General features: G+C 48.3%; 24 protein-coding genes. 23 read left to right on the top strand and 1 reads right to left on the bottom strand.

Annotation, left to right across the window (positions count from 1 at the left end):
- Positions 1-98: 98 nt before the first annotated feature.
- Positions 99-2,183, bottom strand: coding sequence for an elongation factor G (fusA, locus tag XMD579_RS02340; RefSeq protein WP_173480305.1), 2,085 nt, complete (start codon positions 2,181-2,183; stop codon positions 99-101).
- Between the two features lie 294 nt (positions 2,184-2,477).
- Between fusA and tuf the strand changes: the two genes are divergently transcribed.
- The 23 genes from tuf (at position 2,478) to secY (ending at position 14,706) form a co-directional block, all read left to right on the top strand.
- A complete protein-coding gene (gene tuf / locus XMD579_RS02335) occupies positions 2,478-3,701 on the top strand; it encodes an elongation factor Tu (RefSeq protein ID WP_173480306.1) in 1,224 nt (407 codons plus the stop codon).
- A 359-nt stretch (positions 3,702-4,060) separates the two neighbouring features.
- Positions 4,061-4,372: a 30S ribosomal protein S10 gene (gene rpsJ, locus XMD579_RS02330; protein WP_173480307.1), complete on the top strand. Its 312-nt coding sequence runs from the start codon at positions 4,061-4,063 to the stop codon at positions 4,370-4,372.
- A gap of 116 nt (positions 4,373-4,488) precedes the next feature.
- The gene (gene rplC / locus XMD579_RS02325; protein ID WP_173480308.1) at positions 4,489-5,127 is read left to right on the top strand and encodes a 50S ribosomal protein L3; all 639 of its coding nucleotides are present in this window, start codon (positions 4,489-4,491) and stop codon (positions 5,125-5,127) included.
- 11 nt (positions 5,128-5,138) lie between these two features.
- Positions 5,139-5,744, top strand: coding sequence for a 50S ribosomal protein L4 (gene rplD, locus XMD579_RS02320; RefSeq protein ID WP_173480309.1), 606 nt, complete (start codon positions 5,139-5,141; stop codon positions 5,742-5,744).
- Positions 5,741-6,040, top strand: a complete 300-nt coding sequence (gene rplW, locus XMD579_RS02315; protein WP_173480310.1) for a 50S ribosomal protein L23 — start codon at positions 5,741-5,743, stop codon at positions 6,038-6,040. The genes rplD and rplW overlap by 4 nt, the downstream gene beginning before the upstream one ends.
- A gap of 14 nt (positions 6,041-6,054) precedes the next feature.
- Positions 6,055-6,882 carry a 50S ribosomal protein L2 gene (gene rplB, locus XMD579_RS02310; RefSeq protein WP_173480311.1) on the top strand — a complete coding sequence of 276 codons (828 nt, stop codon included), beginning with the start codon at positions 6,055-6,057 and terminating at the stop codon, positions 6,880-6,882.
- 12 nt (positions 6,883-6,894) lie between these two features.
- A complete protein-coding gene (rpsS, locus tag XMD579_RS02305) occupies positions 6,895-7,170 on the top strand; it encodes a 30S ribosomal protein S19 (RefSeq protein WP_173480312.1) in 276 nt (91 codons plus the stop codon).
- Between the two features lie 12 nt (positions 7,171-7,182).
- Positions 7,183-7,512 (top strand): 50S ribosomal protein L22, encoded by a 330-nt coding sequence (gene rplV / locus XMD579_RS02300; RefSeq protein WP_173480313.1) that lies wholly within the window; start codon positions 7,183-7,185, stop codon positions 7,510-7,512.
- A gap of 25 nt (positions 7,513-7,537) precedes the next feature.
- A complete protein-coding gene (gene rpsC / locus XMD579_RS02295) occupies positions 7,538-8,218 on the top strand; it encodes a 30S ribosomal protein S3 (protein ID WP_173480314.1) in 681 nt (226 codons plus the stop codon).
- Between the two features lie 11 nt (positions 8,219-8,229).
- Positions 8,230-8,643 (top strand): 50S ribosomal protein L16, encoded by a 414-nt coding sequence (rplP, locus tag XMD579_RS02290; RefSeq protein WP_173480315.1) that lies wholly within the window; start codon positions 8,230-8,232, stop codon positions 8,641-8,643.
- Positions 8,643-8,834, top strand: coding sequence for a 50S ribosomal protein L29 (gene rpmC / locus XMD579_RS02285; protein WP_173480316.1), 192 nt, complete (start codon positions 8,643-8,645; stop codon positions 8,832-8,834). Before rplP ends, rpmC begins: the two co-directional genes overlap by 1 nt.
- Entirely contained in the window at positions 8,835-9,098 is a 264-nt protein-coding gene (gene rpsQ / locus XMD579_RS02280) for a 30S ribosomal protein S17 (protein ID WP_173480317.1), read from the top strand. It begins immediately after the preceding gene.
- An 84-nt stretch (positions 9,099-9,182) separates the two neighbouring features.
- Positions 9,183-9,551, top strand: coding sequence for a 50S ribosomal protein L14 (gene rplN / locus XMD579_RS02275; RefSeq protein ID WP_173480318.1), 369 nt, complete (start codon positions 9,183-9,185; stop codon positions 9,549-9,551).
- Positions 9,552-9,651: 100 nt separating this feature from the next.
- Entirely contained in the window at positions 9,652-9,966 is a 315-nt protein-coding gene (gene rplX, locus XMD579_RS02270) for a 50S ribosomal protein L24 (RefSeq protein ID WP_173505745.1), read from the top strand.
- 14 nt (positions 9,967-9,980) lie between these two features.
- Entirely contained in the window at positions 9,981-10,520 is a 540-nt protein-coding gene (gene rplE, locus XMD579_RS02265) for a 50S ribosomal protein L5 (RefSeq protein WP_173488491.1), read from the top strand.
- Between the two features lie 14 nt (positions 10,521-10,534).
- Entirely contained in the window at positions 10,535-10,840 is a 306-nt protein-coding gene (gene rpsN / locus XMD579_RS02260; RefSeq protein WP_173480321.1) for a 30S ribosomal protein S14, read from the top strand.
- A gap of 94 nt (positions 10,841-10,934) precedes the next feature.
- The gene (gene rpsH / locus XMD579_RS02255) at positions 10,935-11,327 is read left to right on the top strand and encodes a 30S ribosomal protein S8 (RefSeq protein ID WP_173480322.1); all 393 of its coding nucleotides are present in this window, start codon (positions 10,935-10,937) and stop codon (positions 11,325-11,327) included.
- A gap of 11 nt (positions 11,328-11,338) precedes the next feature.
- Positions 11,339-11,872 carry a 50S ribosomal protein L6 gene (gene rplF, locus XMD579_RS02250; protein WP_173480323.1) on the top strand — a complete coding sequence of 178 codons (534 nt, stop codon included), beginning with the start codon at positions 11,339-11,341 and terminating at the stop codon, positions 11,870-11,872.
- 9 nt (positions 11,873-11,881) lie between these two features.
- Entirely contained in the window at positions 11,882-12,232 is a 351-nt protein-coding gene (gene rplR, locus XMD579_RS02245; protein ID WP_173480324.1) for a 50S ribosomal protein L18, read from the top strand.
- An 11-nt stretch (positions 12,233-12,243) separates the two neighbouring features.
- The gene (gene rpsE, locus XMD579_RS02240; protein WP_173480325.1) at positions 12,244-12,747 is read left to right on the top strand and encodes a 30S ribosomal protein S5; all 504 of its coding nucleotides are present in this window, start codon (positions 12,244-12,246) and stop codon (positions 12,745-12,747) included.
- A gap of 3 nt (positions 12,748-12,750) precedes the next feature.
- Complete coding sequence (gene rpmD, locus XMD579_RS02235) at positions 12,751-12,930, top strand: 50S ribosomal protein L30 (RefSeq protein ID WP_173480326.1); 180 nt, start codon at positions 12,751-12,753, stop codon at positions 12,928-12,930.
- Between the two features lie 16 nt (positions 12,931-12,946).
- Positions 12,947-13,381, top strand: a complete 435-nt coding sequence (gene rplO / locus XMD579_RS02230; RefSeq protein WP_173480327.1) for a 50S ribosomal protein L15 — start codon at positions 12,947-12,949, stop codon at positions 13,379-13,381.
- The gene (gene secY / locus XMD579_RS02225; RefSeq protein ID WP_173480328.1) at positions 13,381-14,706 is read left to right on the top strand and encodes a preprotein translocase subunit SecY; all 1,326 of its coding nucleotides are present in this window, start codon (positions 13,381-13,383) and stop codon (positions 14,704-14,706) included. The genes rplO and secY overlap by 1 nt, the downstream gene beginning before the upstream one ends.
- Positions 14,707-14,715 lie beyond the last annotated feature (9 nt).

Raw genomic sequence — 14,715 nt, 5'->3', positions numbered from 1 at the left:
CTTGTTGGAGTGGTCTTAAAAAGGCCGCGATTAATTGAAAAGTGGGCATTAAAAAACCCCGGCATCTTGCGATGGCGGGGTTTTTTGCGTTGGGCGAATTACTTGTTCGCTTTACGCTCTTTCGCTTCAGCGATAACAGTCTCTGCTACGTTAGCTGGACACTGTGAGTAGTGGCTGAACTCCATAGAGAACTGACCACGACCCGATGTCATAGTACGTAGGTGACCGATGTAGCCGAACATCTCAGATAGAGGTACGTCTGCTTTGATGCGAACGCCAGTTACGCCAGCTTCCTGGTCTTTGATCATGCCGCGACGACGGTTAAGGTCACCGATAACATCACCAACGTGATCTTCAGGAGTGAAGACGTCAACTTTCATCACAGGCTCAAGAAGCTGTGGGCCCGCTTTTGGCATAGATTGACGGAAGCCGCCTTTCGCTGCGATTTCGAATGCGATAGCAGAAGAGTCGACTGCGTGGAAGCCACCGTCGAACAGTTCGATTTCAACGTCCACAACTGGGAAGCCTGCAACCGTACCTTCTTGCATCATAGACGCGAAGCCTTTCTCAACAGCTGGCCAGAATTCCTTAGGAACGTTACCACCAACAACTGAAGAGCTGAATGTGAAACCAGAACCTGGCTCACCTGGCTTCATGCGGTAATCGATCTTACCGAACTGACCAGAACCACCCGACTGTTTCTTGTGCGTGTAGCTGTCTTCAACAGGGATAGTGATTGACTCACGGTAAGCAACCTGTGGCTTACCAACGTTAAGTTCAACGCCGTAAGTACGCTTAAGGATGTCGACTTTAACGTCTAGGTGAAGCTCACCCATACCTTTAAGGATGGTTTCGCCTGAATCTTCGTCAGTTTCAACGCGGAATGATGGATCTTCTGCAACCATCTTACCGATTGCGATACCCATCTTCTCAGAACCACCTTTGTCTTTCGGTGCAACAGCGATCGAGATAACTGGCTCTGGGAATACCATCGCTTCAAGAGTACATGGGTGCTTCTGATCACATAGTGTGTGACCAGTCTGTACGTTCTTCATACCAACGATCGCGATGATGTCACCCGCCGTTGCAGAAGATAGTTCGTTACGCTCGTCTGCGTGCATCTCAACCATACGGCCGATACGCTCAGTCTTACCTGTTGCAGAGTTAAGGATTGTGTCACCTTTGTTCAGTACGCCAGAGTAGATACGTACGAAGGTTAGAGCACCGAAGCGGTCATCCATGATCTTGAATGCTAGCGCACGTAGAGGCTCGTCTGGTGATACGATCGCTTTCTCGCCAGTTGCGTTACCTTCTTCGTCTGTTAGATCCTGTGGATCAACTTCAGTTGGGCTTGGTAGGTAGTCAACCACTGCGTCTAGTACTAGCTGAACACCCTTGTTCTTGAATGCAGAACCACAGAATGTTGGGAAGAAATCTAGAGCGATAGTACCTTTACGGATACAGCGCTTGATGTCTTCGATAGATGGCATTTCGCCTTCCATGTAAGCCATCATTAGATCGTCGTCTTGTTCAACCGCTGTTTCGATTAGTTGCTCGTGGTACATCTCCACGTCGTCAACCATGTCAGCAGGAACGTCTTGGATTTCGTAGTTTTCTGGCTGGCCAGAATCATCCCATACGTAAGCTTTCTTAGTCAGAACGTCTACAACACCCACGAACTGATCTTCAGTACCGATAGGAAGAGTACATACAAGTGGGTTAGCACCTAGTACGTTTTTGATCTGGTCTACAACGCGGTAGAAGTCAGCACCCATACGGTCAAGTTTGTTGACGAAGATAACACGTGCAACTTCTGACTCGTTCGCGTAGCGCCAGTTAGTTTCAGACTGAGGTTCTACACCGCCTGAACCACAGAATACACCAACACCACCATCAAGTACTTTAAGAGAACGGTAAACTTCTACAGTGAAGTCAACGTGCCCAGGAGTATCGATGATGTTGAAACGGTGGTCCTTCCAGAAACAGGTCGTTGCTGCAGACTGGATAGTAATACCACGCTCCTGCTCCTGTTCCATGAAGTCGGTAGTAGCAGCACCTTCGTGTACTTCACCAGTTTTGTGGATCTTACCTGTTAGTTTCAGGATACGCTCAGTAGTTGTGGTTTTACCCGCATCAACGTGGGCGAAGATGCCTATATTTCGGTATTTGTTTAGATCAGTCATGTTCTCACTCGAATTCATGGACGTTTTAAAAAGTCGCGAGATTATACGCTTGTATAAGCCTCGATGGAATAGCTGATCGAAATGTAACCAAAAAGATGTGACATATATATGTATAAGTAAAAACGAACAGGCTTATTATTTGCCTTAAACCGGTTGGAGAGATCTTTTTTAAAGAAAATTGATCACATTGCTTGACTATATAGGCAATGACGTTAAAATTTCGCGCCCAGTAGGATTGCTAACTCGAATTGGCAGTCTTCTTATTTTTTTAAACCTAACACAGGAATTAAGCTCGTGGCTAAGCAAGCATTTGAACGTTCCAAGCCCCACGTTAACGTTGGTACTATCGGCCACGTTGACCACGGTAAAACAACTCTAACTGCAGCACTTACTCGTGTATGTGCAGAAGTTTTCGGTGGTGAAGCTGTCGCATTCGACGGTATCGATAAAGCTCCTGAAGAGCGTGAGCGTGGTATCACGATCAACACTTCTCACGTTGAGTACGATTCAAACATCCGTCACTACGCGCACGTTGACTGCCCAGGGCACGCCGACTACGTTAAGAACATGATCACTGGTGCTGCACAGATGGACGGCGCTATCCTAGTTTGTGGTGCGACTGATGGTCCAATGCCACAGACTCGTGAGCACATCCTTCTTTCTCGCCAGGTTGGCGTACCTTACATCGTAGTATTCCTAAACAAAGCTGACCTTCTTGCTGAAGACTGTGGCGGCGTTGGTACTGAAGAATACGAAGAGATGCTAGAGCTAGTTCAGATGGAAATCGTTGAACTTCTAGACACTTACGACTTCCCAGGCGAAGATACTCCAATCATCGCTGGTTCTGCTCTAATGGCTCTTAACGGTCAGGACGACAACGAACTAGGTACTACTGCTGTTAAGAAACTAGTTGAAGCGCTAGACTCTTACATCCCAGAACCACAGCGTCTAGTAGACATGCCATTCCTAATGCCAATCGAGGACGTATTCTCGATCTCTGGTCGTGGTACTGTAGTAACTGGTCGTATCGAGCGTGGTGTCATTAAAGTTGGTGAAGAGATCGATATCGTTGGTATCCGTGAGTCTTCTAAGACTACTTGTACTGGTGTTGAGATGTTCCGTAAGCTTCTTGACGAAGGTCGTGCAGGCGAGAACTGTGGTATCCTTCTTCGTGGTACTAAGCGTGACGAAGTTGAACGTGGTCAGGTTCTATGTGCTCCTGGTACTACAACTCCTCACACTCAGTTCGAAGGTGAAGTATACGTACTAAACAAAGATGAAGGCGGTCGTCACACTCCATTCTTCAAAGGCTACCGTCCACAGTTCTACTTCCGTACAACTGACATCACTGGTGCTGTAGAGCTTCCAGAAGGTGTTGAAATGGTAATGCCTGGTGATAACGTTAAGATGAACGTTACACTAATCAACCCAATCGCTATGGACGAAGGTCTACGTTTCGCAGTTCGCGAAGGTGGCCGTACTGTAGGTGCAGGTGTTGTATCTAAGATCATCGCTTAATTGCTGATAATCTTCTAAAAGAAACCCGCTCTCGAGCGGGTTTTTTTGTGTCCACGGTTTGGGGTTGGGTGGTTGCTGGTAAAGCGGGTGACAGGCTGAAGCCAGTCACCGTAACTGAGAAAGGTGCGCGCTAGTAAGGCGGGTGACAGGCTGAAGGCCGGTCACCGATACTGCGTAGGTGGTTAGGTGCTCCGGTGACTGGCTTTCAGCCTGTCATCCGCTGTCTAATTACGCACCAATCATTTGGCAAATCTTTAGTTGACCTGTGGCCCAAAACTCAAGTAGAATTTGCGTCCCTTCATTTGAGGGGAGGTCGGCTATTGCCGTTTATTTAATATTTTAGGAAATGCGTGATCAAAATGCAGAACCAAAAAATCAGAATCCGCTTGAAGGCTTTTGACCATCGTCTGATCGATACTTCGGCTCAGGAGATCGTTGAAACTGCAAAGCGTACTGGTGCTCAGGTCCGTGGTCCGATCCCACTTCCTACTCGCAAAGAGCGTTACACCGTATTGGTCTCTCCGCACGTCAACAAAGACGCGCGTGATCAGTACGAAATTCGTACGCACAAGCGTGTTCTAGATATCGTTGAGCCAACTGAAAAAACAGTTGATGCTCTAATGAAGCTAGACCTCGCAGCGGGTGTAGAAGTGCAGATCAGCCTAGGCTAATAGCACGCGCAGATTTATTAATTTTTTATTAATGAAGCGCTATTTGTGGAATACCCCTGAAAAGGGTAGCCGTAGTGGGTAACAGCCCCGTACACAACTGGCAAGAGGTATATAAAATGTCATTAGGACTTATCGGACGTAAAGCGGGCATGACCCGTGTCTTCACTGAAGACGGCGTGTCCGTGCCAGTCACCGTCATCGAGGTGGAACCGAACCGAGTGACTTGCGTTAAAACTGTCGAAACTGACGGTTACGCTGCTGTACAAGTGACTACTGGTACTAAGAAGGCTAACCGCCTTTCTAAACCAGAAGCTGGTCATTTTGCTAAGGCAGGCGTTGAAGCAGGTGCAGGTTTGTGGGAGTTTCGCGCGAAGGGTGATGAGGAAATCAACGTAGGTGATGCACTTACTGTTGAGCGCTTCCAAGCAGGCGAAAAAGTAGATGTAACTGGTCAATCTAAGGGTAAGGGCTTCCAGGGTGGCGTTAAGCGTCACAACTTCCGTACTCAGGATATGACTCACGGTAACTCACTTTCTCACCGTGCTCCGGGTTCAATTGGTCAGTGCCAAACTCCGGGTCGCGTTTTTAAAGGTAAAAAGATGGCTGGGCACATGGGTGCAGAGCGTTCTACCGTACAGAGCCTTGAGGTTGTACGCGTAGATGCTGAGCGCGGCCTGCTGCTAATCAAGGGTGCCGTACCTGGTGCTCCTGGTGGTGACGTCATCGTTAAACCAGCTGTTAAAGCGCGCGGCTAAGGGAGATTGTCATGAATTTGAATCTAACTGGTGCCAAGGGTTCGGTTGAAGTAGCCGATACTGCGTTTGGCAAAGAGTTTAATGAAGCTCTAGTACACCAGGTTGTCACTGCTTACATGGCAGGTGCGCGTCAGGGTACTAAAGCTCAGAAAAACCGTTCAGCTGTAGCTGGTGGTGGTGCTAAGCCATTCCGTCAAAAAGGTACAGGTCGTGCTCGTCAGGGTACTACTCGTTCTCCTATCTGGCGTACTGGTGGCGTAACATTCGCTGCTACTCCACGTGACCACTCTCAGAAAGTTAACAAGAAGATGTACCGCGCTGCGATGCGTTCTATCTTGTCTGAGTTGGTGCGCCAAGAGCGTCTAGTTGTTGTTGAAGACTTCGCTGTCGAAGCTCCAAAAACTAAGCAGTTCTTAGCAAAAATGAAAGAGTTTGACCTAAGCAACGCTTTGGTTATCACTGAAGAGGTTGATCTAAACCTATTCCTTGCTGCTCGTAACGTACCACACGTTGACGTACGTGATGCGGCAGGTATCGATCCAGTGAGCCTAATCGGTTTCGATAAAGTCGTTGTGACTGTCCCAGCTCTTAAGAAGATCGAGGAGGTGTTTGCATGAACCCGGAACGCATCTACAAAGTGCTACTCGGACCACACATCTCTGAGAAAGCAACGATCGTAGCGGAAGATACTCAACAAGTAGTATTCCGTGTCGCTAACGATGCAACTAAGCCTGAAATCAAGGCTGCTGTTGAACAGCTGTTCAACGTGACTGTTGCAAACGTGAACGTGCTTAATGCGAAAGGTAAAACGAAGCGTACTATGCGTGGCATGGGTAAGCGCAACGATGTTCGCAAAGCATACGTTCGTCTAGCTGACGGTTCAGAAATCGATTTTCTGGCTGCTGGCGAATAAGGAGGGGTTAAGAAATGGCAACTGTTAAAGCTAAGCCAACCTCTGCAGGACGTCGTCACGTCGTTTCTGTTAAAGGCCAAAACCTTCACAAAGGTAAGCCTTTTGCAGCGTTGGTTGAAAAGAAATCTAAGTCTGGTGGTCGTAACCACAATGGTCGCATCACTACGCGTCACATTGGTGGTGGTCACAAGCAGGCTTACCGTGTAATCGACTTCCGTCGCAACAAAGATGGCATTCCTGCTGTCGTTGAGCGTCTGGAATATGATCCAAACCGTTCTGCGAACATCGCTCTGTTGAAGTACGCAGATGGTGAGCGTCGCTACATCATCGCTCCTAAGGGCGTTGAAGCAGGTGCTGCTCTGATGTCTGGCGAACAGGCTGACTTTAAACCAGGTAACTGTATGCCTTTGCGCAACGTACCTGTAGGTTCGACTGTTCACTGTGTTGAATTGAAGCCTGGTAAGGGTGCACAGATGGCTCGCTCTGCGGGTACATCAGCTCAGCTAGTTGCTCGTGAAGGTCAGTACGCGACTCTACGTCTACGTTCTGGCGAAATGCGCAAAGTGTTGTCTGAGTGTCGTGCGACTCTTGGTGAAGTAGGTAATGGTGAACATAGCCTACGTCGCTTGGGTAAAGCTGGTGCTACGCGCTGGCGTGGTGTTCGTCCTACCGTCCGCGGTGTGGCGATGAACCCAGTCGATCACCCACACGGTGGTGGTGAAGGTCGTACATCAGGTGGTCGTCACCCAGTGACTCCATGGGGTGTTCCGACTAAGGGCCACAAGACCCGTAAGAACAAGCGTACTGATAAGCTTATCGTACGTCGTCGTCAGGCTAAGTAAGAGGAATCAGCTGTGCCACGTTCACTTAAGAAAGGTCCATTTATCGACCTTCACTTGTTGAAAAAGGTAGAAGCTGCAATCGAGAACAGCGATCGTAAGCCAATTAAAACTTGGTCTCGCCGTTCTACAATCTTTCCGAACTTTGTCGGTTTGACGATTGCGGTACATAACGGCCGTCAGCATGTCCCAGTATTCATTACTGAAGATATGGTCGGTCATAAGCTGGGTGAGTTTGCAGTGACTCGTGCCTTTAAAGGCCACGTTGCAGACAAGAAGGCTAAGAAGTAATAGGAGTTGATGATGGAAGCTATTGCAAAGCATAACGGCGCCCGCATCTCCGCTCAGAAAGCTCGTCTGGTTGCTGACCAGATCCGCGGCAAATCTGTTGGCGAAGCTCTGAATATTTTGGCGTTCAGCACCAAGAAAGGTGCACACCTGGTTAAGAAAGTGCTTGAGTCTGCTATTGCTAACGCAGAGCACAATGAAGGTGCTGACATTGACGAACTTCGCGTTGCGACTATCTTCGTTGATGAAGGCATGACCATGAAACGTATCCGTCCGCGTGCTAAGGGACGAGCTGATCGTATTTTGAAACGCTCGTGTCATATCACTGTTAAGGTCGCAGACTAAGAGCTGAGTACTAGGAGATTTAATCATGGGTCAAAAAGTTAACCCAACCGGTATTCGACTTGGTGTCGTAAAAGACCATACTTCTGTGTGGTATGCGGACAAAGCCGATTACGCGAAGAAGCTGTTGAATGACCTTGAAGTACGTAAGTACCTTGAGAAGCAGCTAGAAAAAGCATCTGTAAGCCGTATCGAAATCGAGCGTCCTGCACAGAATGCGAAAATCACCATCCACACGGCGCGTCCAGGCATCGTGATTGGTAAAAAAGGTGAAGACGTAGAAGTTCTACGTTCAACTGTTTCTAAGATGATGGGTGTGCCAGTTCACATCAACATCGAAGAGATTCGCAAGCCAGATATGGATGCGAAGCTAGTTGCGCAGAACATTGCAGGTCAGCTAGAGCGTCGTGTTATGTTCCGTCGTGCTATGAAGCGCGCCGTACAGAACACCATGCGTGCTGGTGCAAAAGGTATCAAGATCTCTCTTGCAGGCCGTCTAGGTGGTGCTGAGATCGCACGTACTGAGTGGTACCGTGAAGGTCGTGTACCTCTACACACTCTACGTGCAGATATCGACTACGCTACATACGAAGCCCACACTACTTATGGTGTGATCGGCATCAAAACTTGGATCTTCAAAGGTGAAGTTCTTGGTGGTATCGAACAGGTACGCGCTGAGAAAAATGCACCTGCGAAGAAAGCGAAGTGAGGTAGCGGAACATGTTGCAACCTAAGCGTTTAAAATTCCGTAAGGTAATGAAAGGCCGCAACCGCGGTTTGGCTCAACGCGGCAGCAGCGTTAGCTTTGGTGAATTCGCACTGAAATCGACCGAACGTGGTCGCATCACAGCGCGTCAGATCGAAGCGGCTCGTCGTACCATGACTCGTCACGTGAAACGTGGTGGTAAAATCTGGATCCGTGTCTTCCCAGACAAGCCGATCACAGGTAAGCCACTAGAAGTACGTATGGGTAAAGGTAAGGGTAACGTTGAGTACTGGGTCGCTCAGATCCAACCAGGTAAAGTGCTGTTTGAAATGGCAGGCGTACCTGAACAACTCGCGAAAGAAGCCTTTGAACTAGCGGCAGCTAAGCTTCCGCTTTCAACAACTGTAGTTAAACGGACGGTGATGTAATGAAAGCTACTGAACTACGTGATCAATCCGTAGAAGAGCTTCAGCAAACATTGCTGACTCTCCTAAAGGATCAGTTTAACTTGCGTATGCAAAAGGCTACTGGCCAGTTGGCACAGACTCACATGTTGGGTCAGGTTCGTCGCGACATCGCTCGCGTTAAGACAGTACTTAACCAAAAAGCAGGTGACTAAATGAGCGCTGAAAAACGTACTCGTACCGTTACTGGTAAAGTTATCAGTGACAAGATGGATAAGACCATCACTGTGTTGGTTGAGCGCAAGGAAAAGCACCCGATCTACGGTAAATTCATGAAGCGTTCAACTAAGTTGCACGCACACGATGAGAAGAATGAATGCCAAGCGGGTGACCTAGTGACAATCGCGGAAAGTCGCCCTCTGTCTAAGACTAAGTCTTGGTCATTGGTACGCATTGAAGAACGTGGAGCAAAGGTGTAAACTATTGCACCTTTGCTTCACTAGCCGCCTTATTCGACGGTCGATTGAGGGTCGAATGAGGCACTAGAGATTGTGGAGTAAACCATGATTCAAACTGAAACGATGCTTGATGTCGCTGATAACAGCGGCGCTAAGCGAGTGCAGTGTATTAAAGTACTAGGCGGTTCACACCGTCGTTACGCTAACGTTGGCGATGTTATCAAGGTATCGGTTAAAGAAGCGATTCCTCGTGGCAAAGTTAAAAAAGGCCAAGTACTTAAAGCTGTCGTAGTACGTACCCGTAAAGGTGTTCGTCGTCCCGATGGTTCATTGATCCGTTTTGATGTTAACTCAGCGGTTCTTTTGAACGCGAACGACGCTCCAATCGGAACTCGTATCTTCGGCCCAGTAACGCGTGAGCTTCGCTCTGAGAAGTTCATGAAGATCATTTCCCTGGCGCCTGAAGTGCTATAAAACCTCGAAAAATTCGAAGTTTTTAAGGAAAACGTCAAGCTCTAACGAGTTTGGCGTTTTTCAGCATGAGGAAGGTAGTAGGAAACGAAGGTAAATTAAAATGCGCAAGATTAAACGTGACGACGAAGTCATCGTTATCGCAGGTAAAGACAAAGGTAAGCGTGGCAAAGTTTCTCGCGTACTTGAATACGATCGTTTGATCGTGTCTGGCATCAACATGGTGAAAAAACACCAGAAGCCAAACCCTATGCTTCAGCAACCAGGTGGCATCATTGAGAAGGAAGCGGCTATCGCGACTTCTAACGTTGCTATCTTTAACGCTGCGACTGGTAAAGGCGATCGTGTAGGCTTCAAGACTCTTGAAGACGGCACTAAAGTTCGCTTCTACAAATCAACTGGCGAAATCGTTGAGTAAGAGGAGTAGAACAGATGTCTAGATTGAAAGCGCTTTACGAGACTCAGATCAAACAGAGTCTTAAAGAAGAATTGAATTCGCCAAACGTAATGGCTGTTCCACGTGTTACTAAAATCACACTTAACATGGGTGTTGGTGAAGCACTGGCAGACAAGAAGCTTCTAGAGAATGCAGTAAATGATATGACTGCAATCGCTGGTCAGAAGCCTGTTGTTACGTTGGCTCGTAAATCTGTAGCGGGCTTTAAAGTTCGTGAAGGTTGGCCAATCGGTTGTAAGGTTACTCTACGCGGCGAGCGTATGTGGGAATTCCTAGACCGTCTAGTTGACGTTGCGGTTCCTCGTATCCGTGACTTCCGTGGTCTTAACCCTAAGTCATTTGACGGCCGTGGTAACTACAGCATGGGTGTTAAAGAGCAGATCATCTTCCCAGAGATCGACTACGACAAAGTAGACGCGATCCGTGGTCTTGATATCACTATCACGACAACTGCGAAGACAAACGACGAAGGTCGTGCTCTTTTGACTGCACTGCAGTTCCCGTTCAAGAAATAAGGAAGGGATAAGATATGGCTAAGGTATCTATGTGGGAGCGTGAAGTTAAGCGCGAAAAACTAGCGGCTAAGTTCGCTGAGAAACGCGCTTCTCTGAAAGCTATCATCGCTTCACCAGCTTCTTCTGAAGATGAAGTGTGGGAAGCACAAGTTGCGTTGCAGAAACTGCCACGTGACGCTAGCCCAGTACGTAAACAGCGTCGCTGTCAGGTAACAGGTCGTCCACATGCGGTTTACCGCAAGTTCGGTCTTTGCCGTAACCAGCTACGCGAAGCTGCAATGCGCGGCGACGTACCAGGCCTTAAGAAAGCTAGCTGGTAATCCACCGGTTAGTTAACGGTAAGCGTAGTGGTCAGGGCCACGTCAGTGATGACGGGGCTACCGCACTACGCTGCACAAGAGAGGAAGTAAAAGCATGAGCATGCAAGACACGCTCGCGGATATGTTCACACGCATCCGCAACGGTCACATGGCTGAGAAAGTTGCTGTTGCTATGCCATCTTCAAAGCAGAAAGTTGCTATCGCAGCGGTTCTTCAAGAAGAAGGTTACATCAACGGTTACTCAGTTGAAGGTGACGTTAAGCCTGTGCTGTCTATCGAACTGAAATACTTCGAAGGCAAGCCAGTTATCGAAGAGATCAAGCGAGTATCTAAGCCATCTCTACGTATCTACAAATCTGCATCTGATCTTCCAAAAGTATCAGATGGCCTAGGTTGCGCAATCGTTTCTACTAGCAAAGGTGTAATGACCGATCGCGCTGCGCGCGCTGCTGGTATCGGCGGTGAAGTGATCTGCACAGTATTCTAAGGGGATTTACGATGTCACGTATCGCTAAAGCGCCTGTTGCTGTGCCTGCTGGTGTAGAGATCTCAATCTCTGGCCAGACGATCAGCGCTAAAGGCAAAAATGGTCAGCTATCACACGAAGTACACCCATCAGTTACTGTTGAACAGGCTGAAGGTGCATTGAACTTCGGTACTCGTGACGGTGCTAAACAATCTGTTGCACTGGCTGGCACAACTCGTTCTATCGTTAACAACATGGTTACTGGTGTTAGCGAAGGCTTCAAAAAAGAGCTAACACTGATCGGTGTTGGTTACCGTGCTGCGGTTTCTGGAAGCACTCTAAACCTGACTCTGGGTTTCTCACACCCAGTAGAGTACGCACTGCCTGAAGGTATCAAGGCAGAAGTACCTAACCAAACGACTGTTGTCATCTCTGGTGCCGACAAACAAGTTGTAGGCCAGGTTGCTGCTGAAGTTCGTGGTTTCCGCCCACCTGAGCCATACAAAGGTAAAGGTGTTCGTTACAGCGACGAATTTGTTCGCCGTAAAGAAGCTAAGAAGAAGTAAGGCAGGGTTATGAACGTTAAAAAAGAATCTCGTTTACGTCGTGCTCGTCGTTCACGCGCTAAAATGCGTGAGATCGGTACTGCACGTCTGTGTGTTAACCGCACACCGCGCCATATCTACGCGCAAATCGTAACTGCAGATGGCGCTACAGTTCTTGCTGCAGCTTCTACAGTTGAAAAAGATATGCGTGAAAGCGCAACTGGTAACATCGAAGCGGCTAAAAAGGTCGGTACTCTGATCGCTAGCCGTGCAAAAGAAGCAGGTGTTAGCCAGGTAGCGTTTGACCGCTCTGGTTTTAAATACCACGGTCGTGTAGCTGCTCTAGCAGACGCTGCACGTGAAGGCGGTTTGGAATTCTAAAGGTTTCTATTATGGCAAATCACGAACAGAAAGACGGTGAACTGCAAGAGAAGCTTGTTCAGGTAAACCGTGTAGCCAAAGTAGTTAAGGGTGGTCGTATCTTCGGCTTTACAGCTCTTACTGTAGTTGGTGACGGCAATGGCCGTGTTGGTTTTGGTCGCGGTAAAGCGCGCGAAGTACCTGTTGCAATTCAAAAGGCAATGGAACAAGCACGTCGTAACATGGTGAGCGTTTCTCTAAACGGTCACACGTTGCAGTACCCAATCAAAGCACGTCACGGTGCTTCAATGGTCTACATGCAGCCTGCATCTGAAGGTACTGGTGTTATCGCCGGTGGCGCGATGCGTGCAGTTCTTGAACTGGCTGGTGTAGAAAACGTATTGGCTAAGTGCTACGGCTCAACTAACCCAGTGAACGTTGTTCGCGCGACTGTTAAAGGTCTTGCGTCTATGGCGTCTCCTGAAGATGTTGCAGCTAAGCGCGGTAAGTCAGTCGAAGAGATCCTGGGGAACTAATCGATGGCTAATACAGTTAAAATCACTTTGGTACGCAGCCCAATCGGTATCATTCCGAAGCATAAAGCTACCCTAACAGGTCTTGGTCTACGTCGCATGAACCACACTGTTGAGTTGGAAGACACTCCTGCAGTTCGTGGCATGATTAACAAAGTCAACTACATGCTTCGTGTAGAAGACTAATAGAGGAGTCACCCAAATGCGTTTGAATACTCTTCGCCCGGGTGCCGGTTCTAAGCACGCTCCTAAGCGTGTTGGACGTGGTATCGGCTCCGGCCTAGGTAAGACTGGTGGTCGTGGTCACAAGGGTCTTAAATCTCGCTCAGGCGGTAGTGTTAAGCCAGGTTTTGAAGGCGGTCAAATGCCTTTGCAGCGTCGTCTGCCAAAATTTGGTTTCACATCTCGCCAAGCGCGTTACGTAGCTGAAATTCGTCTAAACGAATTGGCTGCTTGCGGTGTTGACGTAGTTGACCTCGCAGCGCTTAAACAGGCTGACATTATCCGTGAAGAGATCACCTCTGCACGTGTAATTCTGTCTGGTGAAATTACTAAAGCAGTTACCGTTAAAGGTCTTAAAGTGACTAAAGGCGCTCTAGCTGCAATCGAAGCTGCCGGTGGTAAGGTAGAAGCGTAATGGCAACTAAAGGACAAGTACCAGCAGGAAATGCAAGCGGACTAGGTGAGCTTTGGGCTCGTCTACGTTACGTTGCGATTGCGATCATTGTGTATCGTATTGGCGCGCATATTCCGGTTCCGGGTATTAACCCAGATCGTCTTGCTGCTCTGTTTGATCAGAACCAGGGTACGATCCTAAGCCTATTCAATATGTTCTCGGGTGGTGCACTCGAGCGCATGTCGATCTTGGCTCTAGGTATCATGCCGTACATCTCTGCATCGATTATCATGCAGTTGATGACAGCGGTTAGCCCTCAGCTTGAACAGTTGAAGAAAGAGGGTGAAGCTGGTCGCCGTAAGATCAACCAATACACACGTTACGGTACGGTTGCACTAGCAACTGTTCAGGGCTTGGGTATGACCGTTGGTCTAGCTAATCAGGGTGTGGCATTCAGCACAGCGTTTAACTTCTACTTTGTAGCTGTTATTACACTGGTCGCTGGTGCAGTATTCCTAATGTGGCTTGGTGAGCAGATCACTGAACGTGGTATCGGTAACGGTATCTCGATTCTGATCTTTGCTGGTATCGTAGCGGGTCTTCCTGGTGCGATCGGTCAGTCCTTTGAATCGGCTCGTCAGGGTGATCTTAACATCCTGGCGCTGCTAGCAATTGCAGTGTTAGCGGTAGCGACGGTTGGTTTTGTCGTGTTCATGGAACGCGCACAACGTCGTATCACCATTAACTACGCAAAACGCCAGCAGGGTAACCGCGTTTATGCGGGCCAAACCAGTCACTTGCCTTTGAAGGTCAACATGGCGGGTGTTATCCCACCGATCTTCGCAAGCTCTATTCTGCTATTCCCTGCATCTCTAGGCCAATGGTTTGGTCAGAGTGAGGGTATGGATTGGCTTCAGGATGTTGCATTGGCTCTAGGCCCAGGCCAGCCGTTGTACATTCTGTTGTTCTCGGCAGCAATTATATTTTTCTGTTACTTCTACACGGCGATTATGTTTAATCCTCGTGAAGTGGCAGATAACCTGAAGAAATCGGGTGCTTTCATCCCAGGTATTCGTCCAGGTGAACAGTCTGCTCGTTACATCGACTCAGTATTGAGCCGCCTTACTCTGTTTGGTGCTCTTTACATCACTGCGGTATCTCTGATGCCACAGGCGATGGTAGTTGCATGGAACGTACCTTTCTACTTCGGTGGTACTTCGTTACTGATCGTTGTAGTGGTGGTAATGGACTTCATGGCACAAGTGCAATCGCACCTAATGTCACACCAGTATGAATCATTGATGAAGAAGTCGAATCTAAAGGGTGGCGCAGGTCTACTGCGTTAAACCATTGAG

The sequence above is a fragment of the Marinobacterium sp. xm-d-579 genome, from assembly GCF_013282935.1.
Classification (GTDB): Bacteria; Pseudomonadota; Gammaproteobacteria; order Pseudomonadales; family Balneatricaceae; genus Marinobacterium_E.
The sequence above is the reverse complement of the archived record's forward strand: the minus strand, read 5'-3'. Positions and strand labels throughout refer to the sequence as shown.